The sequence below is a fragment of the Rhodobaculum claviforme genome, from assembly GCF_016653255.1.
Lineage (GTDB): Bacteria > Pseudomonadota > Alphaproteobacteria > Rhodobacterales > Rhodobacteraceae > Rhodobaculum > Rhodobaculum claviforme.
In genome coordinates this window covers 43,161-67,799 of record NZ_NHSD01000302.1, presented here as the reverse complement: position 1 = coordinate 67,799, position 24,639 = coordinate 43,161, and the positions used below count along the sequence as shown (strand labels likewise).

The window sequence follows — 24,639 nt, the reverse complement described above, 5'->3', positions numbered from 1 at the left end:
CGCATGTCCGTCGCAGCCCCCCCGACCGCAACCGCCGCCGCCATCGACGCGCTCGCGGCGCTGCTCGGCCCGCGGCTCAGCCGCTCGCCCTCCGACCTGGCGCTGCACGGCGCCAGCGAGACGCATTTCGCCCCCGCCCCGCCCGACGCCGTGGCCTATCCCCACAGCACGGACGAGGTCGCGCGGATCATGGCCATCTGCGCGCGCCACCATGTGCCCGTCACCGGCTGGGGCACCGGCACCTCGCTGGAGGGGCACGCGCTGGCGATCCACGGCGGGGTGACGGTGGATTTCTCGCGCATGGACCGCGTGCTGGAGGTGGCGGCCGAGGACATGCTCGCCGTCGTCCAGCCCGGCGTCACGCGCGAGGCGCTGAACACGGAACTGCGCGCAACCGGTCTGTTCTTTCCCGTCGATCCCGGCGCCAACGCCTCGCTGGGCGGGATGGCGGCGACCCGCGCCTCCGGCACCACCGCCGTGCGCTATGGCACCATGCGCGACAATGTGCTGGCGCTGGAGGTCGTGCTGGCCGACGGCCGGGTGATCCGCACCGGCAGCCGGGCGCCGAAATCCTCGGCGGGTTACGACCTGACCGCGCTTATGGTCGGCTCCGAAGGCACGCTGGGCCTGATCACCGAGCTGACGCTGCGCCTGCGCGGCCAGCCCGAGGCGGTGTCGGCCGCCATCTGTGCCTTTCCCGCCATGGGCCCCGCGGTGGAGGCCGTGATCGCCACCATCCAGTCCGGCATCCCCATGGCCCGGATCGAGTTTGTGGACGCGGCCACCGCGGCGGCCTTCAACGCGGCCTCGGGCGCCGGCATGGCCGATTGCCCGCATCTGATGGTGGAGTTCCACGGCAGCCCGGCCAGCGTGGCCGAGCAGTCCGAGCGCTTCGGTGAGATTGTGGCGGATCTGGGTGGCGCCGATTTCCGCTGGGCCACCCGCCCCGAGGACCGCACCGCCCTGTGGAAGATGCGCCATAACGCGTTCTATTCGTGCAAGGCGCTCTATCCCGACCGCCCGCCCATCGTGACCGATGTCTGCGTGCCGATCTCGCGCCTGGCGCAGGCCGTGGACGAAACGGTCGCCGAGATCGCGGCCTCCGGCATCCCCGGCCCCATCGTGGGCCATGTCGGTGACGGCAACTTCCACGCGATGCTGATGCCCCGGCCCGACTGCGCCGAAGACCTGGCCACCGCCCGCCGCCTCGCCTCCGCCATGTCCGAACGCGCCCTGCGGCTGGGCGGCACGGTGACGGGCGAGCACGGCATCGGCATCGGCAAGCGCGCCTACATGGCTGCGGAACACGGCGCGGGCTGGGATGTCATGGGCGCGCTGAAGGTGGCGCTCGACCCGGCCGGGCTCCTCAACCCCGGCAAGCTGGTGGCCGGCGACTGATCTCCTCCACCGCCCCCGCAGAGTGCCCGCTTCCGCGCGCAACACCCCCCGGACCACAGACCCGCGCTGACGCGCGAACCGTTCGGCTGCCGTTGGGGGCGGGGATTGGCGCCACGAAAACGAACATCGCGGTCAAAGGGTTGATCCCAGCCACGGCAGACCCGCTTCTTCGCAAACCCCGCGTGGCCCGTCTGTGGCGCGACATTGCAGGTGACTGGCGTGCGACATCGCCGCTGACCTGTCGCCGACGAAGAATTGAGAGCGCCGCGCTGCGTCCCAAGCGATCCGGAAACGACGTCTCCGGTCGTTGGCAACCATCCGGCGTGAGCCGTCTGCGCTGGCTGCGTGAATGGTCATAAGGCATGGCCTTACACCAACAACATTATCCACTGACCTGTGCCCACTTGTGAACCGGCGTGCAATTTTGACCCCGTAGCGGGGCGATCGGCTTCCAAAAGTGACCCCCCTACACCGATGGTCATGATGCTCCCGAGGTTATCGGGGAGCACGGTGTGGGATGTTGGTTGTGGAGACGATTGCGAAGATCCGGCGGGCGTATTTTCAGGAGAAGAAGCGCATCAAGCAGATCTGTCGGGAGCTGCGGTACTGAACCCTGAGGTCTGGAAATTCGCTTTGGTCTGGGGCGTTGAGCCCCTGCTGGGGCATGCCCCAGCAGGGGCTGCCCATCCTGGTATTCCATGGAGTTGCTGAACGACCATGGAGAAGCGCGAATGGACAGACGAAAGGATACGGCGGTTGAGGCGGTCTTGGAACAGCTGATCGAGCACGGACCTGGCGAGATCGCCTCGGTGTTCGCCCGCGCCTTCGAGCTGGCGATGCAGATCGAGCGCGAGCGATTTCTCGGCGCGGGGCTCTATGAGCGCACGCCCGGCCGCCAGGGCTATGCCAACGGCTACAAACCCAAGCGGATCGACACACCCGCGGGCACCGTGTCCGTGCAGGTGCCGAAGACGGCCGGGCATGACGGCGAACCCTTCTACCCGCGGTCTCTGGAGCGCGGGCGCCGCTCGGTGCGCGCGGTGATGCTGGCGGTGGCCGAGATGTACATCAAGGGCGTCTCCACCCGCCAGGCCGAGGCGGTGATGCGCGAATTCGGCATCGAGAGCCTGTCGTCCTCGCAGGTCAGCCGCGCCGCCAAGCTGCTCGACGAGGAATTGGACGCCTGGCGCACGCGACAGCTTGGCGAGGTGAAATATCTCATCCTCGACGCGCGCTATGAGAAGATGCGCCATGGCGGCGTGGTGCGCGACGCCGCCGTGCTCTCGGCTATCGGCATCGGCCCGGACGAGCGGCGGCGGGTGCTCGGCGTCTCCGTGGCCCTGTCGGAAGCCGAGGTCCACTGGCGAGGCTTTCTGGACAGCCTGGTCGCCCGCGGTCTGCGGGGCGTCGAGTTCATCACCTCGGACGACCATGCCGGGCTGCGCGCCGCCCGGCGTGCCGTGCTCGGCGGCGCCACCTGGCAGCGCTGCCAGTTCCATCTCGCCCAGAATGCCATCCATCACGCCCCCAATGCCGAGATCCGCAAGCGCATCGGAGCCGAGCTGCGCATTCGCCATTGTCTCTCGGACCAATGGCGTTCCAATGGCTCATTGTGGAACGCCGGCACGCTGGCCAAGGCCGAGGCCGCGCTGGCCGAACTGGTCGCCAGCCATCGCGACAGCGCTCTGAGGCTGGCGAAGTGGCTGGAGGAGAACGTGCCCGAGGGCCTTGCCGTCTTCACCCTTCCCGAACCGCACCGCCGCCGCCTGCGCACCTCGAACCCGATGGAGCGCGCGGTGCAGCAGGAGCTGAAGCGCCGCACGACCAAGGTCAGGGTCTTCCCGAGCGAGGACTCCCTCCTGCGGCTGGTCAGCGCCATCCTCGTCGAGATCGATGAAAAATGGGCCTCAGACACCAAGGCCTACATCAAGTGGGAATGCCAGGATGCCTGACCCGCTCTCAGCAAAATTTCCAGACCTCGGGTTGCTCAATCCTCTGTGGATCTTCGCAAACCCACCTTGGCACATCGATGCCGTCGGGGGGCGGTCACATCATCAGAGCCTTCCACAGCTCGTCAGGCAGGTCGGCCTTGGTCCCCCGTTGCGTCTGCTGCTCAGCCGGGCGATGATGATCCCGCGGCGGTCGACCGCGTCTTGCGCAGCCGTCAAGCCTCGCCACACAGGGCCATGCCGTCGCGGCTGAGACCTTTTCGCTGCGGGGGATACCAACGACATTTTCCACTGACCTTTGCCCAATTGCAGCGGGTGATCGAAGCGAGGCGCGGCGGCGTGGCGGTCAGACTGTCCCGCGCGGCGCAGCAAACACCGACGGTGTCCTCGTCGCTTTCGAAGGCCCGTTTGGAGGGCCTGTTCTGGCGAAGCTAGTGCCAGAGGTTTTCGACCGGGGTGGGCTCGGGGCTGTACGGGGGCAGCGGTAACAGGGTGACGTTTTCGGGGACGACCAGGCTCTTCGATCTGTGCCAGGCAGTTCCATCGAGGGCGAGGAGGGCATGGGGTGAGGAGGGCAGGAAGACGATCCGGTGGATCGTTTTCCCGACGAACGGGCGACATGCCGGCTGATCTCGGCGAGATGGGCATTCATCGCCTCGGTGCTGGCATGCGGCATGACGCGTGCGACGCCAGTGGCGCGGGCCGGGCAGACGGCACCAAAGATGTGGGCCGAGGCATGGCGCCAGTCCCCGGGCGCGCGCGGACGGGTGCCCTTGCGGGCCCGGAGCCGCGTCAGCGTCCCTTGCGGCCGACCCGCGCTTCACCCTGGAACCACACCTCCAGCGGTGTGTCCTGTGCCTCGGGCCGCGCGGCACACACCGGTTCGACGAAGTTCCTCATATGGCCTGGGCGTCGGGATCGCTCTGCGGATGGTGCGGGCGCACCGAGAGACGGGCAAACCCGAGCCGACGCAGGAGCTGGCCCATGCTCCGCTCCGCGTACCGGACGCCGAAGCGCGGCTCGACCACCGCGCAAAGGTCGATCCGGCGCCAGCGCACCACCCCATCGGGCTCAGGGTCGGGCCCGGGCTCGACGATCGTCGCCGGTTCATCCATCTGCTCGGAGATCGGCATTGGCTTGCGTCCCGAAAGCGAGCGGGTCACCAGCCCGGCCAGCCCCTCGGCCGTGTCGCGATGCACCCGGTCGCGTAACGTCTGCCGGTCCATCCCACAGCTCTCCGCCGCCTCGGTCCGGCTCCTGCCATCCAGGACCAAGGCAGGAGCCAACATCCGCCAGGAGGCCCGTGCATCCCTCGCCCGCGCAGCTGCCCGGCGCCGTTCACACGCCGAGGGGTCAGTCCGTGTGATCGCAATGGCCATGATGACCTCCCTGCCGAACGGAGAGTGAAGCACGCCCGCGACGACATGGGACCCGCCCGCAGAGTCAAAGCCTCAGGCCGCTGGTATGAGTGCCCTGCCTGCATCTCCGACCTGATCGGCCCGCGCCATGGCGAACGACGCATCGCGTGCGCGTTGCAATGCGCCGTGACTGCGCCGTGACTGCGCCGACCGTATCCTCCGCGGCCCTCTGATCGGGGAAGGTGGGCATGGCAGATACCGACCGGGCGGAACCCAGGGTCCAGCCAGCCGCCCGGCCCGGCGGCCAACGCGATCGGCATCAGGGCGGCCAGCGCGGGCGACGCCCGGTGTTCGCGCGTCGAGGCGGGCGCGGTGCAGTCGCAAGAGGCCCTGCCGGGCAAGACGGGCCTACAGGTCGGCGTCGCGCAACAGCTTGCTGGTGAGCATCAGGCGGCGGGCAAGATGCGCCGCTGCCAGCCGGTGGAACGTGGCCGAGACCGCCGGTGCCTCGGCCTCCAGCCGCCGCAGCGTGGTCTCGGCGATCACCCGTAACGTCACGTCGGTTTCGGCGACGACGCGGGCGGTGCGCGGCACCGAGGCATAAAGGCCGATCTCGCCCACGAGGGCGCCCGGCAGCATGGTGCTGATTGCCATGATGCTGCCGTCGGGCAGGGTATGTTCGGCGCACAGTCTCCCGGTCTCGATCAGCACCATGCAGTCGGCCGCCGCGCGCTCCTCGAACAGCACGGTGCCGCGGGGGATGTGCCGGTGGTGGAACCACTGCGCGGGCTCGAAATCCGGATGATCGCGGCGCAGGCAGTCGAGGAGCGATGGCTCCGCGGCGGGCAAGGCGGTCGCATCGGCCAGAAGCGTATCCTCGACATACCGCATCGCCGCGTCGCAGGAGGCGAAGCGGCACGGCTTGTCCACCCCCGCGTCGAGGCCCGCGCGCCGCAGCGTGGCTGCGACCTGCGGGCTCTGGCCGCAGATCAGCAGGCGTGCGCCAGCGCGCAGGCACGCCCCATGCACCGCCGCCAGCGCCCGCGCGGCCGAGGCGTCCAGCCCGGACACCCGCCGGACATCCAGCAGGACGAAGGTGATGCCGGGGTCAGCCTGATCGAGGAGCGAGACCAGTTCATTGCGCAGCCTTGTGGCGGTGCCGAAGAACAGGAACCCCTCCAGATGGAAGATCGCGGCGCGCTTGCCCTCCCGGACCAGGCACTGCTGTGCCGCGTCGGAGCGTTCCACCCGCGAGCGCAGATGCGCCGCAGTGGTGCGCAGCCGGACCACGTCCAGCCCGGCATAGGCCACGACGAACAGCGCCACCGCCGCCAGAAGACCGAACGCGATGGCCTCCACCAGGCCAATGACGATGGCGACGCCGACGATGGCGGCGGTGACCGCGAACTCGCGCGGGGGCAGTTGGCGGCGGACATTCCACAGCCAGGTGCGCGACAGCTCCAGGCCGACATAGCCCAGGACGGCGGCGAACAGGCCCACGGGCAAATACCCCAGAAAGCCTGCTCCAAACACAAGGACGGCCGCGCTGCAGCCGGCGACCCCGATGCCGGGCCATATCCCCCGCACGCCCAGCTGCCGCGCCAGCATGGTGACGGCAAAGTAGTGAAAGCCCGGCATCGCGCCCGCCAGCCCGCCCGACAGATTGGCAAGGCCGGTCGCCCGAAGCTCCTGATTGGTGTCGATCCGGGTCCCGACGGCGATCTCCAGCGCGGAGGCGAACAGCGCCACGCTGATCATGGCAAGGCCTGTCACCGCCAGCAGCACGGGCGCCTGCGCGGCGATGGCCCACCAGTCCGCCTCGGCCAGGACCCAAGGGCCAAGCGCGCCGAGGAAATCCGCATCGCGGTCGACATCCAGCAGCAGCCCCGCCTGCGCGGCCCAGGTCAGGTCGCGCCCGAAAAGCGCAAGCACGCCATAGAATCCAACGGCGATCAGCGCGATGCCCAGCGGCAATGCCAGCCCCGAGCGCATCCGCCGCGTCAGCCACGCAAGCCCGCAGGCGGCGGCCATCGGCGGCACCCACAGCAGCAGCACCTCGGGGCGGGCAAACTCCGCAAGGGTGACGCGCGAGACCGCCTGCCCCGTCGCCGTCTCCACGGCGGCGATCAGAAGCCGCAGCCCGGTCGCGGCCAGAAATCCGCACAGCACCGGATAGGGCATGAAGCGCGTGGCGTGCCCGAGCCGGAGCCAGCCGGCCATCAGCAGAACCGCCCCGGTCAGCAGCGACGCCACGCCCATCATCACGACGACCGTGGCGAACAGCCCGTCGCGGTCGCCGGTCCAGCCGACGGCAATGCCGCTGGCCGCGACCGCCAGCAGGATCCCGGGCGCGTCCTGCGGTTGTATGACCGTGCCGCGCCAGGGCATCACGAGCGCCGACACAAGGCTCATCACCACCGCGCCGGCCAGCACGAAGCCCAGCGCGCGCGCCAGGTCCGCCCCGAGCGGTCCGGCAAAGACGAGGCTGACAAAGGACACGACGAACACGACGGACAGCGCACCGGCGACCACCGCGCCCACGGTGGCCTGCAACAGGGATGTCAGGGAGTGCAGACCCCGCCGGCGATCTCCGCCCGCGCAGTGCGTCTCCTTTCGGGGGCGAACGCTGTCCGCGATGGTGCCCTCCAGGTCCGGAACGCCGCGATCCCGTGAATGCCGCGTTTGAGATCACTCACGCCGATAACAAGCAGATCAGATATGTCTTAGCAAGAGAGTGCCAGCCTCCGCAGTGGCGGTGGTGCGCCGTGCCTGCGCAGGCCGTGGGCAGACCTCGCGCGCGGCCATGGGCCTGACTTGGGCCAGGACACTGATGCGCCTTCGTCCGACCAGCCGGGGGGGGATGGCGGCCACGTCTCCGAAGGGGTCTTTGCGCCTGCGCTCCGCGCGGGGGTGGGTGTCAGGTGTCGCAGTCGGGATCCAGGCGTTGCGTTGCGCCCGTCAAAGGTGTTTCCTGAACTCTGCATTTCCTCGGGACCGACAGAGGCAGGCGCATGGATCAGACCACACGGGGCCCGGCCGCCCATCGCCCGGAGCATGTCTCGTGGCAGGACCACCTCGTGATGCTGCTGCATGTGGGCGCCGAGATCGAGCACGGGCTGATGCTGCAATACCTCTACGCGGCCTATTCCATCGACGTGGACGGAGCGCCGCCCGAATGGCGTCCGGTCTTTCGGCGCTGGCAGGACAGCATCCTGGCCACCGCGAAGGAGGAAATGGGCCATCTGGTGACGGTTCAGAACGTCCTGATGCTGCTGGGCGCGCCGCCCAACCTGCGTCGGCGCGACTTTCCCTGGGATGTGGAGCATTACCCGTTTCCCTTCCGGCTGGAGCCGCTGTCGCTCCATTCGGCGGCGGTCTATCTGTTCACCGAGATGCCGTCGGACGCCGAGCTGCGCGCGGCACCGCAGGCGGTGCAGGACCCGCTCTATCGCTGGTTCATGGACACCGGGCGCGGGCGGATGGACGCGCTGATCGCGCCGCGCGCTCGGCCGGGGATGCCGCTGCACCGGGTCGAGGAGCTGTACGCCACGATCATCGAGCTGATCGGCGACCGCACCCGCATTCCCGACAGCGCCTTGCGCGAGGACAGCTATCGCGCGCAGGCCCGATGGGACGACTGGGGCCGACGCCAGCGCCCGCCGCCCAGGACGCTGACCCCCTCGGGCAGCCTGCGGGGCGAGGGCGCGGACGCCGCGGCGCTGCAGAACACCAATGTTCTGGTGGCGCCGGTCGCGACCCGGCGCGAGGCGGTCGACGCGCTGCGCGCGTTGTCCGAGCAGGGCGAGGGGCCGCATCGCGGCGGCGACACCCCGCAGGAGCCATCGCATTTCGACCGCTTCCTCGAGATCTTTCACGGGCTGGAGACGCTGCCGGCGGGCATCTGCCCCACCCTGCCGGTGACACCCGATCCGACCACCCGGTCCGACGGGCTGGATGCAGCGACCGGGCAATGGGGTCCTGCGGCGGGATATATCGCCCATCCGCGCACGCGTCAGTGGGCGACGCTGGCCAACCTGCGCTACCGGATGCTGCTGAGCTTTCTCGCGCATGCCCTGCGCGCCGCGCCGGCCGAACAGCGGGGCGAGGCCAACCTGCGCGGCAGCCTCGTGCACCGGACCTTCGGCGAGATGTATGCAATCAAGGCGCTGTCGGCGCGGCTGATGCGTCTGCCGCTGCGCCCAGGCGCCGATACCCGCGCCGGGCCGCCGTTCGAGGTGCCCTATGACGTGACCTTGCCGCCGGGCGAGCGTGACACATGGCGCCGTCATCTCGACCTGGTGCGCGGCTCCATCGCGCTGTGCGACGGATTGCTGCAGGACGCGCCAGACGACGAGACGGCGCAGCTGCGCGCGCTGCGCGCACTGGACGACAGCACGCAGGACTGGCTGGTCCGGCTTCTCGACGGGCTGGGCCGCGAGGGGGGGGCGGCGACATGACCGGCCCCACCGCGCTGCGCATCCTGCCGCCGCTGGCGATCGGCCGCTTCGGGTCGGCCGCGGAGCCCGTCGACAACTACAGCGTGGAGGTCGACCCCGACCGCCCCCTCGGCCACCGCAGGATCGTCCCGCGCCCGACCCTGCGGGTGGACCCGCGGACCGGCGCCATCAGCGGTGTGCACACCCCCGATGCGATCCGCTTTCGCACCGATGGGCGCATCCGCCCCGTCGCACCGTTCCTGGAGGTGCATGGGCTCGCCGCAGGCGATCGGCTTGTGCCCGTGTGCCAGGACGCCGGGATGGCGGTGCGCTGGCGTGTCCGCGTCGCCAACCGCAAGATATTCCGGCGCACGGGCGATCCCGACGACATCGTCGCCGCCGACACCGGGTGGTTCGACACCCACGACGCGGTGCCCCTGGCGGGGACCTGTACGAATTTCATCGACCGGCCCGGCGCCCATGTCGATTTCGGACATGTCCGCTTCATCCGTCCGACCGAGGCCTTCCCCGAGCTGCGGCTGCGCTTCACGCCTCCGGCCGGTCACATCTATGGCCCCGATGCCACGCGGGAGGGCAAGGTCCCGCATGATGTGATCGCGCCCGAGCGGCGCATCTATGACCACCGCAAGGGGTGGTACGGCTATCTCGGCGGGCCGGACGTCGAGACGCTGTCGGGCGAGACGGAGGCGCGGCTGGGCTATCACAACGCAACCGTGCCGCCGGCCCTGTTCGCCATCGAGCCGCCGGCCCCGAGCTGGCTGAACTACAACCGCGCCGAAAGCCGCGGCTATCTGGACGATGCCTGCGACGGGTTCGTCGATGTGTCGGTGACACTGCCCGACGGGCGCACCCTCGGGGCACAGGCGCGGATCTGCGTGGGCCCGCCCGACATTGCGCCGGACGCGATGTTCCTGCGCAGCCTGGCCGACGATCTGGAGCAGGTCATCCACGGCCCCGAGGTGACCCGCGACGAGCCCCCCGAGGCGATCCGCAGCCGCGCCCTCGACATCGTGCGCCGCGCCTTCGAGACGGTGCGCTTCATGAACACCGCCGTCACCAACGGCAATGACTTCAAGGGCCGGTCGGCATTGAAGCTCGACTCGATGCCGCAGGAGGAATCGGCCGACACCGAACGCGCGCTGCGCCCGGTGATGCCGGTGGAACTGGTGGACCCGCTCGCGGTGGAGGCGCTGCACGAGCGGGTCTATGCGGCGCTGGCCGGTGGGGTCGCGCCCTGGTTCGGCGACCTGATGCGCCGCCCCGAGGAGGTCACGGATTTCACCGATTACGGCCGGCGCAAGATGCCGGCCATGATGTGCGGCGCCGATAACGGATACCTCGCCCTGACGCGTCGGCAGATCGACACGATCCGGCGCGCCGCCGACATCCCCGCGCAGATCAGCACACCGCCGCCCCCGGCGGCGGCCGGGCTGACGGCGCGCAACCTGACGGCGCAGCTGCACTATGCCGCGCAGGGAAACCCCGTCAGCTCGCGCCCCGAGACATCGGTGGCGAATTGCTGTCCGGGCCTGGAGATGGATTTCCGCGCCGCCTGGCGCCGACTGTTCCGGGGTGTGACGCTGCGGGAATACGACAACCTGATCACCGCCTGCACCCTGCCCCCGGAGGTCATTGCCGCCGCATGGCGCGCGGCCGGGCGGCCGGAACACCCACCCCGGGATCTGGTGGGCCACCGCCTGGTGCGGGTCACGACCCACGACGGGATCGATACCGTGTTCACGGCCCCGCTGACGGGGCCCGCGCCCTCATCGCCGGCCGATCAGATCCTGCTGACGACGACCGACAACCCCGAGGGCCTTGCGCCGCTGGAATGGTCCAATGCGCTGGCGCCGATCCTGGCACGCCATCAGGGCGGGCATGTGACCTGTCATTTTTCGCCGCTGCCCTCCGAGGCCTATCTGCCGCACGACGCCGCGGCCGTGCCCATCGACATGGCGGTGGAGCAGTTCTTTGCCGACGACACCGCCGTGATCGCCGAGGCGCTGGCCGAAGCCGGCGAGCTGACGCAGGGCCTGTGCTCGCCCTGGCAGAACGATTACCGGGAGTGCTCGTGCTACTACTGGGCGTCGGCGCGGCCGGATTTCGTCAATGTGGAGGTCGGGCGCGATGGCCTCGCGCACGGCGACAACTGGCTGCAGAAGACGCGCACCGGCAGCTATGTACCCGACGACTATGCCGACACGCGGCTGATCCTGTACGATGACCTGTTCGCCGACTGGGAGCGGCTGCTGCGGTTCCAGATCGGTGGCCGTGACGCCGAAGGCGAGGAGACCGACCCGCAATGAGCGCGACCGCGGCCCGCCACGCGATGGAGGCCTCACGCCCCCGGTCGCGCCATGCGCATCTGGTGCGGACCGGGCAGGGCGACCATCTGTTCGTCGCAGACGGCAGCCGACTTTATGACATCGACCCGGGGCTGGTCGCGGCGCTGGAGCACGCGATGGCCCGGGACGGCGAAGGCGCGGTGGCGGATCTGCTCGTCCGGCTGGGCCTGGGGGGGCGGCCGATGATCGATGACGTGCCCATCGCACCACCGACGATTCATGCGCTGTCGCTGGCGGTGGCGCAGAAATGCAACCTCGGGTGCAGCTATTGCTATGCCGAACAGGGCGGCTTTGGCGCCGCACCGCGCAACATGACGCAGGCGGATGCCGAACGCGCGGTGGATCTGCTGGTCGCGGACGCCCCCGAGGGTGGGCGGATCAGCCTCGCCTTTCTGGGCGGTGAGCCACTGGCCAATCGTGCGGTGATCCGCCAGACGACCCGCCATGCGGTGGAGCGCGCCGCCGCGAAGGGCCTCGACGTGGGCTTTTCCATCACCACGAACGGCACGCTGCTGACCGAGGACGACGGCGCCTTTTTCGAGGCGCACGGCTTTGCCGTCACCATCAGTCTGGACGGCGACCGCACGGCCCATGACCGCCTGCGCCCCTTTGCCGGGGGCGGCGGCAGCTTCGACCGGATCATGGCGCGCACACGCCCGCTGATCGCCATGCAGCGCCGGATGCAGGTGTCGGCCCGGGTCACGGTGACGCCCGACAACCTTGCGCTGCGCGAGACGCTGGACGCCTTCGTGGCCGAGGGATTCCACAGCGTCGGCTTCGCGCCGATGCTGGCGTCACCCAATGGCCGGGACGAGATGCAGCCCGACGACCTTGCGGTGATGCTTGAGGGGATGATCGACTGCGGCCGCGCCTTCGAGGCGCATGCGCGGGCCGGGCGGCGGTATCCGTTCCTCAACATGCTGAACCTGCTGCGCGAAATCGGGCGGGGCACCCACCGGCCCTATCCCTGCGGTGCGGGGGCCGGGTATCTCGGCGTTTCGGCGGACGGGGCGCTGGCGGCCTGCCATCGGTTCGTGGGCGACCCGGCGGGGGCGATGGGCTCGCTGGCCGATGGGGCGGACGCGGCGCGGCGTGCGGAATGGCTGGCGCAACGCCATGTCCACACGCAGGCCCCCTGTCGTGATTGCTGGGCGCGGTATCTGTGCGGCGGCGGCTGCCATCACGAGGTGATCGCCCGGGGCCGACCGGCCTGCGACTACATCCGCGGCTGGCTGGACTATGGCCTCGGGGCATGGCTGCGGCTGTCCGAGGCCGGCGTCACAGGCGCGCCAGCAACGCTCCGGTGAGCCGCGTCCTCGTCATCGGAGCCGGGCCGGCGGGATCGGTGTTTGCGATCCGCATGGCGATGCTGGGCCACGAGGTCACGCTGGTGGAGCGCGCGGCCTTCCCGCGCCGGCGTCTAGGCGAGGCGCTGACGCCCGGCGTGCGTCCGTTGCTGGAGGCGGTGGGCGCCGGCGACGCGATTGCACATGCGGGCGGACGGCCCGTTGCGGCCATCCGACAGCTCTGGGACGGGCCCGAGGGTCGGCGGCTCGACCCGGCGGCGGCGGGCTGCATCATCGATCGCGGGCGGCTGGATGCGCGGTTGCTGGAGATCGCCCGCGCGGCGGGGGTGGTGGTACGGCAGACCGCATCGGTGGTTGCCCGCACCGCCGATGCGACGGGCTGGAGGCTGGTGCTGTCGACCGCGCAGGGCCCCGTCCACTGGCGCGGCGATTTCCTGGCGGATGCCACCGGCCGCACCGGGCAGGGCATCGCGCAGGGCCCGCGGACCATTGCCGCCCATGCCTATTGGCGCCTTGGGGTCGACACCCCGCCCGAGCCCTGCATCGAGGCCGGCGCGCAGGCCTGGTTCTGGGGCGTCCCGCTGCCGGGTGGGCTTTACAACACGCTGGTGATCTGTCGCCCCGAAACCCTGCGCGCGGCCCGCGGGACGACGCTGCAGGCACGACTGCGCACCTTGCTGGCGCAGTCGCGCCTGCTGCGGGGCCTCTCGGGCCGGACATGCGATGGGCCGGTCGGGGCGCGCGATGCGACCCCGCGCATCAGCGCGGACCCGGTCGGCCCGCGCTTCATCCGTGTGGGCGATGCCGCGCTGTCGCTCGATCCGATCTCCTCGAGCGGGGTGCAGAAGGCCATTCAGGGGGCCCTCGCCGCCGCCGTGACCGCCAACACGCTGCTGCGCCGCCCTGAGGCGGGCACCACGGCGCTGGCGTTCTACCGGGACAGCTTGCGCCGGACCGCGGATCGCCACCGTCGATGGGCGACAGCGCATTATGCGACAGCCGCGGCGACCCGGCCCGATCGCTTCTGGCAGGAGCGCGCGGCCGGCGCGCCTGATGCGTCATCCCCACCGGGTCCGGCGCTCGATGCGCAGCTGATGCGGATGCGGCCGGCGCGGGTGTCACCGCTGACGCGGATCGGCATTGCGCCATGTCTGGGGGCCGAATTCGTGTCCGAGCAGCCGGTCGTGACCCACCCCGGCATCGACGGCCCCATCGCCTATCTCGGCGGGCATGCGATCGCGCCTCTGCTGGCGCGGTTCCCGCAGGGCGCCACCCCGCTGGAGGTTGCGCGGTCCTGGGGCGATCGGGTGCCGCTGAAGCCGGCGCTTGCGATCCTCGCCCGGCTTCTGGATGATGGGGTGATCGTGCTGGAACCGCCGGAAACGGGGACGGACATGGGGGCGCAGCCGGGACCCGCAGCGCAATGACCATACTGGACTGGCTGGAGGGCCACGGCCTTGCACGCCATGCCCCGACGTTTGCGGCGAATGACGTCGACCTGGAGACGTTGCGCATCCTGACCGAGGAGGACCTGCGCGAGCTTGGCCTGCCGTTCGGTCCGCGCAAGCGCATCCTGCACGCGCTGGCAGCCGAGCGCACACCGTCGGCCGGGGCCGGCGAGCGGCGCCATATCGTGGCGATGTTCTGCGATCTGGTCGGCTTCACCCGCCTGTCGCGGCGCCTCGATCCCGAAGAGGTCAACGATCTCGCCCGCCGCCATGCCGAACTGTGCGCGGCGCGGATCGAGCGCTATGACGGCCACGTCCACCAGCAGCTGGGCGACGGGGTGCTGGCGGTCTTCGGCTATCCGCGCCAGCATGAGGGCGAGGCCGAGCGGGCGATCCGTGCGGCGCTGGACATTCTGGAGGGGATCGCGGCGCTTGGTGCGTTGCGGGTTCGCATCGGGATCGCCTCGGGGATCGTGGCGGTGTCGAGCGACGACCGCGAACTGGTCAGCAGCACCCTGAACCTGGCCTCTCGGCTGCAGGATCAGGCCGCGCCCGGCACCGTCGTCATCAGCGGCGCCGTCCGGCAGATGGTCCGTGGCGCGTTCGAGATCGAGGATCTGGGGCACGTTGCGCTGAAGGGCTATGACGATCCGGTCGTCATCCACCGGGTGACCGGCTTGCGGTCGGGGGCCACGCGCTTCGCCGCCCTCGCAGGCCCCCGGCCCACCCCGATGGTCGGCCGGCAGGCCGAGTTCGGTCGGCTGAGCGCGCTGTGGCATGGGATCGCCGCCGGCGGCGCCGGCCGCGGCGTCGCCCTGACCGGAGACGCGGGCGTGGGCAAGAGCCGCCTGATCAATGCCCTGTCCGACACCGTCGCCGCCGCCGGCCGGCCCGTGCTGACGCTGCAATGCGCGCCCTATTTCGCCAACAGCGTCTTCCATCCGGTGACCCAGCTTCTGGGGCGGCACATCGAGGGCAGCGGGGCCGAGGCAGGGCTTGGCCGCCTGGAGCGGCTGGTCGAGGCGGCGGGAATGGCGGCGGACCGCACCGCCTATGCGGCCGCGGTGCTGGGGATCCCCTATGCGGCGACCTATGGCCCGATCACGGCCACGCCCGGCGCCGCGCGGGCCGAGACGGCGCGGGTGCTGGCCGCAGTGCTGGCCCATCTGGGGCGCGGCGGGGCGCTGGTGATCGAGGATCTGCATTGGGCCGACGCCGGCACGCTGGAGGTTCTGGATGCGCTGTCGGACCTGCTTTCGGCTACGCCGGTGATGATGCTCGTGTCGTTCCGCGACGCCGAGGCACCGCACTGGCTGGGGGGGGCGCGTCTGGAACGGATCGGGATCGCGCCGCTGGACGAGACGGCGGGCAGTGCGCTGGTGGCGGCGATTGCCGGTGCGGGCACCCTGTCGGACGCGCTGGCCCGCGGGATCGTGCACCAGGCCGACGGCGTTCCGCTCTTCATCGAGGAGCTGACCAAGGCGGTCGTTGCCAGCCACCGGCCCGGCGTGGACGAGGGCGATCTGCTGAGCGCAGCCGTCGCGGTGCCTGCGTCGGTGCCGGATACGTTGCGCGATCTGCTGCTGGCGCGGCTGGACCAGGCCGGGGCCGCGCGACGCTTGGCCCAGATCGGCGCCTGCATCGGCCGGGTGTTCCGCCGTGACCTTGTCGCCACGTTGGATCTGTTCGATGCGGCCGCGCTGGACGGCGCGCTTCAGGCGCTGGTCACACTGGAGCTGGTGCAGCGGACGGGGGCGGGCGCGCAGGCGGTCTACACCTTCAAGCATGCGCTGGTGCGCGACGTGGTGGCCGAGTCCCTGCTGCACCGGGACCGCCGGCTGATCCATCTGCACATCGCCGAGGTCCTGGCGACCGCCCGCGGCCACCCGGCCGAGCCTGAGGTGCTGGCGCATCACTACAGCGCGGCCGGCCAACCCGAACCTGCCGCCCACCAGTGGGAGGCGGCGGGCGCGGCGGCGCTGGCGCGCTTTGCCCTGCCCGAGACAATCGCCTATCTGCGCAATGGCATGGCCGAGGCAGACAAGCTGCCACCCTCAGCCGCGCGCGACGCGCTGGAATTGCGGCTGCGCACACGGTTGGGACCGCTGGTGGTGGCCCAGCATGGTTGGGGCAACGGCGAGATCGCCGCCGTTCTGGCCCCAGCGCTGCGACTGGCACAGGGCCTGGAGCGGCCCGACAGCCTCGGCCCGATCCTCAACACGCTGAGCATCCACTATTTTTCCATCTGCGACATGCCGGCATCGCTGGAGTGCGCGGTCAGGCTGCTGGAGGCCGGCGCACGGCACGGCGACGGGGACCTGACGATCGTGGGGCATCGGGCGGCCTCGGCGGCACACTACTGGATGGGCAATCTTGCCCCCTCGCTGGAGCATGGCGATGCCGTGCGCGCACTTTATGATCCCGACGCGCACTGGCACCTCGCACAGACCGCCAACATGGACCCCTACACCGGCGAGGGGGTCTATCGCGGCCCGGCGCTCTGGCTGATGGGCTTTCCCGATCAGGCCCGGCGCGCGAGTGACGAAAAGGACGCCAATGCCCGCCGCCGGGGCCATCCCTTCGACCGCGCACTGGCGTTCACGCTGGGCGCGCAACTGTTCGACCTGATGCGCGACCCCCACACCCTTCTGGCGCGCACCGAGGAGGCCGAGGCGGTGGCCGCAGAGCACGGCATGGCCCTGATCTCCGACATCATGGCCCGGATCAACCGCGGCTGCGCCGCCCTTGCGCTGGGCCGGCATCGCGAGGGCGCGCGGCTGCTGGACGGGGCGATCACGCGGTTTCATGCGACCGGTCATCGCGTCTGGCTCAGCTATCTGCGCGCCCGGCAGGCCGAGGCGATGGCCGCGGACGGGCAGCCACGCGCGGCGCTCGCGCTGGTCGAAGACAGCCTGCGCCACTATGACCGGCACCGGGAACGCGTGCATCTGCCCGAGGTGCTGCGCATCCGCGGCGTGCTGCACACACAGCTGGACGCGCACCACGCGGCCGAGCGCGATTTCCGCGCGTCGCTCGATCTGGCCGCGCGTCAGGGGGCACAGTCATGGGAGCTGCGAACAGCCACAAGCTGGGCGCAGCTGGCGCCCGACAGCCACACCCGCGCCGAGGCCCGCGCCCGACTTTGCGCCATCCATGCGCGGTTCACCGAAGGCTTCGATACGCCCGATCTTCAGGCGGCGCGGGCGCTTCTGGACACGCGGCGCTGAGGTCAGGCCGATGGCGCGCGCAGAGGAACAGCCGATGCCCCGCCGCCGGCCGGGCGAGGCCGCTCAGCCCTCGGGCATGGATCCAACGGCCATCGACAGCTTGGACAGCGTCTGCGTGATCTCCCAGGTGCAGGCGCGACCCTGTTGCAGGAAAAACGTATCGCCCGGCCCGAACGTCTGCGCGGCGCCCGCATCGTCGGTGATCGTCACGCGGCCCGAGACGACGACGATGAACTCGTCGCACGGATAGGCGTCGAAGTGCTTTTTCAGGGGCGCGCACTGCCAGACGCTGACGGCCACGGCGCCGTCCGGGGTGGCGTGGAAGACATGTTCGCGCTCGGTGTGGTCGTCGGTGGTGAAATCGCCCGGCAGGGCAAGGTGCGACGGATCCATTCCACCGGGCGGATCGTCCTGAAGCCTGATCAGGTTGCTGGTCATTTTCACCCCCCTACGGTTTCAGCAATGCCACCCCCCCACCCGATACTTGTCAACCCACGTATCGCCGCCGACCGCAACGCGACGCTGCACGCGCTGCGGATCATTGCCGATGTCGCCGCGGCCGGCCCTGCGCCTGTCCACGGCCGCCGCCTGCCAGCGGCGGATGCCCGGGCGGAGAGATCCCGCGCGCGATCTGCTGGCCCAGACACTGGCCCAGACACTGGCCCAGACACTGGCCCAGACACTGGCCGAGACACTGGCAAAGGCGGGCGGTCCGGCACCGATCACTCCTGCGGGCCGGCAAAGGCGAGGGCGCGCTCGAAATCGCGGTCGGCGGTGGTCTGGTCGGTGCGCGTGGTGAAATGCTCGGCCTCGGCCCGGGCCTGCGCCACCCGCCGCAACAGGCCGCACAGCGGTGGCAGCGGCGCCCGGCGCACGACCGCCAGCAGCCATGGCGCAAAGCGCACGAACAGATCGTCGGTCAGCGCGACGATGGCCTCGGTCGAGCCGGGATCGCCCTGCCGGCCGGAGCGGCCGTAGAGCTGCCGGTCGATGCGGGCGGATTCGTGGAACTCCGTCAGGATCACATGCAACCCGCCCAGCCCGGCGACACCGGGCCCCAGCTTGATGTCGGTGCCGCGCCCGGCGATGTTGGTGGCCACGGTGACCGCGCCGCGCAGACCGGCCCGGGCCACCACCTCGGCCTCCTCGCCGTCCTGCCGGGCGTTCAGCACCACATGCTGCAGCCCGCGCGCCGCCAGCACCGCCGCGCAGCGCTCCGACGCCTCCACCGAGCGGGTGCCCACCAGCACCGGCTGTCCAGGCCCCGCCAGCGCCATCACCCGGTCGGCCACAGCGGCCCATTTCGCCCCCTCGTCGGGCACGAAGCGGGTGCCCAGATGGCGCCGCCGCAGCGGCCGGTGGGTGGGGATGCGCACGGTGGACAGCCCGAAGGTGTCGCGGAACTCGCCCGCCAGCTCCATCCCGGTGCCGGTCATGCCCGACAACCGGGCATAGCGGCGAAAGAAGCGCTGATAGGTGATCCGCGCCATGGTCTCCTTGCGGCCGGTGACCGCCACCCCCTCCTTGGCCTCGATGAGCTGGTGCAGCCCGCCCTGCCAGCTGCGATCGGGCATGATGCGGCCGGTGAACTCGTCCACGATCTGCACCTTGCCGTCGCTGACGACATAGTCGCGGCCATGCTCGAACAGGGTCAGCGCGGCCAGCGCCTGCCGGACCAGCTCCTCGCGGGCCCGGCGCACGCGCCACAGCCCCTCCAGCCCGGCGGCACGCTCGCTCAGCCGCGCCTTGCCGGCGTCGGTCAGGGTGATGTGGCGGTTCATCGCATCCACCGCGAAGTCGCGCCGCAGGCCCAGCGCGCGGGCCAGCGCCAGCGCGGTGGCGTACAGCGCCGCCGCCTCCGCATCGTCGGAGGAGGAGGACAGGATCAGCGGCGTGCGCGCCTCGTCGACGAAGACGCTGTCGGCCTCGTCGACGATGGCAAAGGCGAGCCCGCGCAGCATCAGCCCGTCGTCGGGCCGCCCGGCCATCAGCGCGGCCATGCGCCGCCGCCCCAGCCCCCGGCGGGCGCGCAGCGACACCCGGTCGCGCAGATAGTCGAAGGTCAGGTTCTTGTTGGAGATGTAGGTGATGTCGCAGCGATAGGCGGCGGCGCGGGCGGGGGCCTCCATGTCGCTGTCGATGACGCCGACGGTCAGCCCGAGGAAATCGAAGATCGGGCGCAGCTCCTCGGCGTCGCGGGCGGCGAGGTAATCGTTGACGGTGACCACATGCACCGGCATGCCCGACAGCGCCGCGACCACGGCCGCCGGGGCGGCGGTCAGCGTCTTGCCCTCGCCGGTGGCCATCTCGACCATGTGCCCGGCGTGCAGCGCCAGCGCGCCCATGATCTGCACCTTGTAATGGGTCTTGCCCAGCGTGCGGGCGCTGACCTCGCGCACCACGGCGAACGCCCGCTCCAGCGCGGCCCGGTCGCCGGGGCGCGACAGCAGCCGACGGCGCAGCCGCACCGCCTCGGCCACCAGTGCCGCGTCGTCCAGCACGGCCATCCGAGGCGCCAGCGCCAGCACCCGGTCGGCCTGGCGCGACAGCCGCAGCCGCGTCAGCGGCAGCCGGCTGAGCAGGCCGCCCACGCGCCGCTCCAGCCAGCGGTCGACGAAGTTCGACACCGGGTCGGCCAGCTCCTGATAGGGCGCGGTGCCCCGCGGCAGCCGGCCGAAGCCCAGAAGACCCTGCACCTGCGCCATCTCAGGCCCCGAAATGGCGCAGCAGCAACTGCCGCGCGCGGCGCCAGAGCTGCGCCGCGGCGGGCTCTTGGCCATGGTCGAAGCGCACGGTGACGCGGGTGCCGAAGGCCGCCCCGGCCAGCGCCTCGGGCAGCGCCAGATCGTAAAGGAACACTGGGTTCAGCACCCGCAGCCCCTCGGGATCGCCGGGGTCGGTCAGGAAGCGCCCGCCGGCGGCGCGCGCCAGCGCGGGCGCGGGCAGCCGGTCCAGCGCGCCGGGCACCTCACGGATCAGCCGGACCTCGTGGCGGTCCTCCAGATACCCGGCGAGCTTCAGCTCCACCCGCGTCAGCCGCTCGCGCACCAGCACGTTGTCCTGCTGGGTGACGGCGACACGCACATGGCCTGCCCGGGGCGGCAGGACGACCCCGATCACCTCGCCCTCGGTGACATGGCGGCCCAGCAGGCTGGCGGGCGGCAGCGCCGGTTCGAACCGGCCCGACAGCGGGGCGCGCACGGTCAGCGCGTCGCCGCGGGCCCGCTCGCGGGCCAGCTCGGCCACCGCGTCCTCCAGTTGCAGGCGCGCGACCTCGGCCTCGGCCCGGTCGGTCACCGACAGCGCGGCCAGCCGGCGGCGGACTTCCTCGGCCCGCCAGTCCAGGGCCGCGAGGCGGGCGTCGAGCGAAGGCTCGGTCAGGACGGCCAGCGGCGCATCCCGCGCGACCGTCGCACCGCGGGGCACCGGGACATCGGCGATGAAGCCCGAGGTGCGCGCGCGCACCCACGCCTCGTCCGGGAGCCAGACCACCCCCTCGGCATCGGTGCGCAGCGGCAACGGCAGCAAGAGCGCCAGCCCCACCGCCACGGCAATGGTGCCAAAGGTCAGCCCCACCGCCCGACGCCGCACCTTGCGCAGCTTCGGCGCGGTGACGACGTGGCGCAGGTTCTTGGCGATGGGCTTGACCAGCGCGTTGAAGATCGCCCACAGCGCCACGATCACACCCAGCACGAAGGCATGCGCCGAGATATAAAGCGCGATGCCGACCATGATGACGAGGCGATAGACATAGGACGCCGGGGCGTAGACGAGAAACCACGCCTTTTCCCCCGCCGTGGCCGGGTCGGGCTTTATCTGGCGCGCACCAAAGGCGTGGCGCTGCACCAGCCAGCCCCAGTACTTGTTGGCGCGGGGGCCGAGGTTCGGGCTCTCGATCAGGTCCGACAGCACATAGTAGCCGTCGAACTTCAACAGCGGGTTGCCGTTGAACAGAACGGTGGAGATGCCGCCGATGATCACCAGGTTCCACGCCACCGCGCTCAGAATGCCGGGCTCGACCGCGGCCCAGACCAGCATCGCCAGCGCCGCCACGAAGGTCTCGGCGAAGATGCCGCCGGCGGCGACCGCGGCGCGATCCCATTTCGACCGGAACGCCCCGGCCGAGGAGGCGTCGACATAGGGCACCGGAAAGAACACCAGCAGCATGATGCCCATTTCCCGGATCTCGCCGCCGCGGGACTTGGCGATGTAGCCATGGGCCAGTTCGTGGATTGCCTTGATGACCGGATAGGCGACAGCCATCACGAGGATGTTGTGAAAGGACAGCAGCTGATCGCCGATGTTGTGGGTGAACCGATCCCACTGCACCGCAGCCGTGGCAAGGCCCGCAACCACCACCAGCGCCCAGAGCACCAGCCCGACCCACCCCGTCAGCGGCCGCACCCACGGCAGGGTGCGCGTCAGGAACCGGTCCGGGTCCCACATCGGGATGCGAAAGCTGACGGGGTTGGTCAGGTTCTGCTTGAGCAGTTGCCGCGACTGCTTGTTGTAGCGCTCCAGCAGCTCAGCGATGTCGGGCGAGGCGGCATACTGGATCAGGTCGTTCTGATGCAGCCGCGACAGAAGCTGGATCACGTCGTCCTGGCTGGGGGCCTCGGCCTCATGCGTCTCGGCCACGCCCTGCCAGACGGCGTCCACCGTGCGGGTGCCGTCGAACTGCCCGATCAGCATCCAGGCCGCCGGGGTGAAGCGGTGGATGCGCCCCGTGGCATGGTCGTAAAGGATATACCACGACTGGCCGCGATAGCGGTGGCGCGACACCTTCACATGCGGCCGCAACCGGGGGGTGAGCCGTGCCACCCGATACCAGATGGTGGAGAGATAGGCCTCGTCGCTCATCGCCGCCTCAGGGCTGCCAGGTCCAGGCCGTGTGGCGGACCCAGTCGATCAGCCGACGGGTCCAGATCCACGACAGCAGCGCCTCGCCCGCGTCGATCTTCGCGACCCCCTCCATGCCGGGGCGCAGGCCGGGCTGAACCGCGTCCAGCGCCGCCTCCAGCCGGAAGCTGTTGATCCCCTCGCGGGGTTCGGCCAGCGGGGTGATGCGGGTCAGCGTGATCGCAAGCCCGTCGCTGGGCTGCCCGGCCAGCAGCAGCCGACCCGGCAGGCCCTCGGCGACGTGGCGCAGGTCCCGCTCGTCCAGCCACAGCTCGACGCGGAAATCGCCCACCGGCGCGACCTCGAACAGCACCTCGCCGGGCTGCACCGGGGCGCCGAGGCGCTGGCTCAGGTCGCCCGACACGATCACGCCGTCGATGGGCGCCAGGATGCGCGTGCGCGCCAGCTTGCCCTCCGTCAGCGCCATCTGCGCCCGGGCCTGGGCGATCTGCGCCTCCAGAAGCGCGATCTGCGTGCGGTCGGCACGCGCCAGCGCCTCGCGCGACTGCGCCGTCAGCCGGTCCACCTCGGAGCGCCAGCGCAACGCCTCCAGCCGCAGGTCAGTGTCCTCCAGCCGCGCCAGCAGATCGCCCGCGGCCACCACATCCCCGGCACGCAGCGGCGCGGCATCGACATAACCGGCAAAGGGCGCGACGGCGGCGCGCTGCACCGTGCCCTGAAGCGCCGCCTCGGCCTGCACCCGGAACGGCGCCCGGACCGTCGCCGCCGCCACCGCCAGCGCGATCAGCGCCAGCGCCAGCAGCTTCCAGCTCAGCCGCCGCGGGCCCAGCAGGACGCCAAGCACATGCGCGGTGCCGTCGATGATCCGTCCGCCGACCCAGCGGCGCGTCCGCCGCTTCAGCTCCAGCACGGGACCGACCAGCGCCGCCACCGCCTCGGCCACCATGCGATCGTCCTCGGTGAAGGGCACGTCGCCCCGGCGCAGGACGCTCAGCGCACCCACCGTCCCGGCCTCGTCGGGCAGCGCCACGGTCAGCACATGGCGCACCGGGCGGCCGAGGCGCAGGTCCTCATGCGCCACCGCGATGGCCCGGGCGGTGCTGTCGAGCGGCGGCAGCGCCACGGTGCCGGACTGGTCGAACGCTTCCTCCATCGCCGCCTCCAACGCCTCGGCGAAGGCCGAACGCTTGCGGAACCAGGCGGTGTGGGACAGCGACAACAGCCGGATGCGGGGTGCGGTGCGGGCGCCCGTCACCATGCCGATGGCCACCTGATCGGCCGCCAGCACCGATTGCAGCTCGTTGGCCACGGCCATGGCGGCGGCCTCGGGGCGGCGGTGCTCGGCCATGGCCGCAAGGATGTCGAGGGCGATGCCCGCGCGCGCGACGCGGCCGGCCTCGTCGCCGGCCTTTGCCTCCCACAGCCGGGCGGCCAGCCAGCCGGCCGACCAGTGCAGCTCCCGCAGGGCCGCCTGGAGCGCGCGGGGATCGACCCCGGCGAGGTCGAGCACAACGACCACCGCCACCGGCTCCCCCGCGCGGCGCACCGGATAGGCCAGACGGCTGAGGCCCGCGCCGTCCTCGGCGGTGGGATCGGTTTCGGTGGCAGGCCGGGCGGAGGCGAGGCTCCGCTCCGCCACGCCCTGCAGGGACGACAGGTCGTGGCGCGGGTCGGGCACCACCGCACGGGGCACGAAGGCCCCGGCGCCGTGGTCGGCCTGCAGCACCGCCGCCAGCCGCACGCCGCCCAGCCGGCTGACCAGCAGCGCCAGCCAGGCGGTGAGAAACGCGCCCTCGCCCCGGGCATTGGCAAAGGTCGCCCAGAGGCTGCTGTCGAGGCTGACGACATCGGGCCGCGGTTGCGGGGCGGTGGCGGTCGCGGGGCGGTCCTGGATCACGCGTCTGGGCCCCCTGCCCGCCCCGGCGCCGGCGGCCTCAACCGTCGAGCTTGCCGTAGCGGGATTCGTGTTCCTCGATCAGGCGCACCATCATGTCGCGCACCCGCTTGGCGGCATGGGGCGACATGACGATGCGGTGCTGCAACTGCACCTCCAGCCGGTCGCGCCCGAGGTCCCAGGTGGAATTGACACCGAAGTTCAGCACCACCTCCTCGCGGGTGGAGGAGCCGTTGCAGACGTTGCAATAACTGCTCTTGAGGTCGGTGGTGTCGAATTTCACCTGATTGGCGCGGGCCGTGGCAGCAGCGCCACCGGGCTGTGCGCTGCGGGCGTCGCCACTGGCGCCGGCTGCCCCGGGGGCGGCGGTGGCCTCTGGTGTCCTGGCCATGAAGA

General features: G+C 71.0%; 13 protein-coding genes and 1 pseudogene. 7 read left to right on the top strand and 7 right to left on the bottom strand.

All coding sequences use genetic code 11. The features are described 5' to 3' along the window. The first annotated feature begins 3 nt into the window (after positions 1-3). Both CCR87_RS14065 and CCR87_RS14060 read left to right on the top strand, forming a co-directional pair. Complete coding sequence (locus CCR87_RS14065) at positions 4-1,398, top strand: FAD-binding oxidoreductase (protein ID WP_201158168.1); 1,395 nt, start codon at positions 4-6, stop codon at positions 1,396-1,398. A 767-nt stretch (positions 1,399-2,165) separates the two neighbouring features. Then, positions 2,166-3,350: an IS256 family transposase gene (locus tag CCR87_RS14060; RefSeq protein ID WP_242512028.1), complete on the top strand. Its 1,185-nt coding sequence runs from the start codon at positions 2,166-2,168 to the stop codon at positions 3,348-3,350. Positions 3,351-3,634: 284 nt separating this feature from the next. On the opposite strand, the pseudogene CCR87_RS17750 reads toward CCR87_RS14060, so the two are convergent. Then, a pseudogene (locus CCR87_RS17750) lies at positions 3,635-4,729 on the bottom strand (IS630 family transposase); the annotation flags it as partial. Positions 4,730-5,113: 384 nt separating this feature from the next. After that, a complete protein-coding gene (locus CCR87_RS14050) occupies positions 5,114-7,258 on the bottom strand; it encodes a SulP family inorganic anion transporter (protein ID WP_201158165.1) in 2,145 nt (714 codons plus the stop codon). 458 nt (positions 7,259-7,716) lie between these two features. Between CCR87_RS14050 and CCR87_RS14045 the strand changes: the two genes are divergently transcribed. Genes CCR87_RS14045 through CCR87_RS14025 form a run of 5 tightly spaced genes read left to right on the top strand, consistent with a single transcriptional unit; the run spans position 7,717 to position 17,489 of the window. Further along, on the top strand, positions 7,717-9,162 hold the full coding sequence (locus CCR87_RS14045; protein WP_201158164.1) for a ferritin-like domain-containing protein: 1,446 nt from the start codon (positions 7,717-7,719) through the stop codon (positions 9,160-9,162). Next, a complete protein-coding gene (locus CCR87_RS14040; protein ID WP_201158163.1) occupies positions 9,159-11,468 on the top strand; it encodes a hypothetical protein in 2,310 nt (769 codons plus the stop codon). The genes CCR87_RS14045 and CCR87_RS14040 overlap by 4 nt, the downstream gene beginning before the upstream one ends. Further along, the gene (locus tag CCR87_RS14035) at positions 11,465-12,814 is read left to right on the top strand and encodes a radical SAM/SPASM domain-containing protein (RefSeq protein WP_242512026.1); all 1,350 of its coding nucleotides are present in this window, start codon (positions 11,465-11,467) and stop codon (positions 12,812-12,814) included. Before CCR87_RS14040 ends, CCR87_RS14035 begins: the two co-directional genes overlap by 4 nt. Next, positions 12,811-14,241 (top strand): flavin-dependent monooxygenase QhpG, encoded by a 1,431-nt coding sequence (gene qhpG / locus CCR87_RS14030; RefSeq protein WP_201158162.1) that lies wholly within the window; start codon positions 12,811-12,813, stop codon positions 14,239-14,241. The genes CCR87_RS14035 and qhpG overlap by 4 nt, the downstream gene beginning before the upstream one ends. Next, positions 14,238-17,489: an ATP-binding protein gene (locus tag CCR87_RS14025; protein WP_201158161.1), complete on the top strand. Its 3,252-nt coding sequence runs from the start codon at positions 14,238-14,240 to the stop codon at positions 17,487-17,489. Before qhpG ends, CCR87_RS14025 begins: the two co-directional genes overlap by 4 nt. 63 nt (positions 17,490-17,552) lie before the next feature. Here the strand turns inward: CCR87_RS14025 and CCR87_RS14020 are convergent, their stop codons facing one another. The 5 genes from CCR87_RS14020 to CCR87_RS14000 form a co-directional block, all read right to left on the bottom strand. Further along, positions 17,553-17,927 carry a cupin domain-containing protein gene (locus CCR87_RS14020; protein ID WP_201158160.1) on the bottom strand — a complete coding sequence of 125 codons (375 nt, stop codon included), beginning with the start codon at positions 17,925-17,927 and terminating at the stop codon, positions 17,553-17,555. A 284-nt stretch (positions 17,928-18,211) separates the two neighbouring features. Then, the gene (locus tag CCR87_RS14015) at positions 18,212-20,194 is read right to left on the bottom strand and encodes a preprotein translocase subunit SecA (protein ID WP_201158159.1); all 1,983 of its coding nucleotides are present in this window, start codon (positions 20,192-20,194) and stop codon (positions 18,212-18,214) included. Between the two features lies 1 nt (position 20,195). Further along, complete coding sequence (locus CCR87_RS14010) at positions 20,196-22,349, bottom strand: PqqD family peptide modification chaperone (protein WP_201158158.1); 2,154 nt, start codon at positions 22,347-22,349, stop codon at positions 20,196-20,198. Positions 22,350-22,356: 7 nt separating this feature from the next. After that, positions 22,357-24,246 (bottom strand): GAF domain-containing protein, encoded by a 1,890-nt coding sequence (locus CCR87_RS17650; protein ID WP_338048931.1) that lies wholly within the window; start codon positions 24,244-24,246, stop codon positions 22,357-22,359. 37 nt (positions 24,247-24,283) lie between these two features. Continuing rightward, entirely contained in the window at positions 24,284-24,634 is a 351-nt protein-coding gene (locus CCR87_RS14000) for a DUF3467 domain-containing protein (RefSeq protein ID WP_201158157.1), read from the bottom strand. Positions 24,635-24,639 lie beyond the last annotated feature (5 nt).

What these genes read in the sequence shown, in the direction of transcription:
- CCR87_RS14010 (WP_201158158.1), bottom strand. Translation starts at nt 22,349, where the DNA reads ATGAGCGACGAGGCCTATCTCTCCACCATCTGGTATCGGGTGGCACGG.
- CCR87_RS14045 (WP_201158164.1), top strand. Translation starts at nt 7,717, where the DNA reads ATGGATCAGACCACACGGGGCCCGGCCGCCCATCGCCCGGAGCATGTC.
- CCR87_RS14065 (WP_201158168.1), top strand. Translation starts at nt 4, where the DNA reads ATGTCCGTCGCAGCCCCCCCGACCGCAACCGCCGCCGCCATCGACGCG.
- CCR87_RS14025 (WP_201158161.1), top strand. Translation starts at nt 14,238, where the DNA reads ATGACCATACTGGACTGGCTGGAGGGCCACGGCCTTGCACGCCATGCC.
- CCR87_RS14040 (WP_201158163.1), top strand. Translation starts at nt 9,159, where the DNA reads ATGACCGGCCCCACCGCGCTGCGCATCCTGCCGCCGCTGGCGATCGGC.
- CCR87_RS14015 (WP_201158159.1), bottom strand. Translation starts at nt 20,194, where the DNA reads ATGGCGCAGGTGCAGGGTCTTCTGGGCTTCGGCCGGCTGCCGCGGGGC.
- CCR87_RS14035 (WP_242512026.1), top strand. Translation starts at nt 11,465, where the DNA reads ATGAGCGCGACCGCGGCCCGCCACGCGATGGAGGCCTCACGCCCCCGG.
- CCR87_RS14020 (WP_201158160.1), bottom strand. Translation starts at nt 17,927, where the DNA reads ATGACCAGCAACCTGATCAGGCTTCAGGACGATCCGCCCGGTGGAATG.
- CCR87_RS14000 (WP_201158157.1), bottom strand. Translation starts at nt 24,634, where the DNA reads ATGGCCAGGACACCAGAGGCCACCGCCGCCCCCGGGGCAGCCGGCGCC.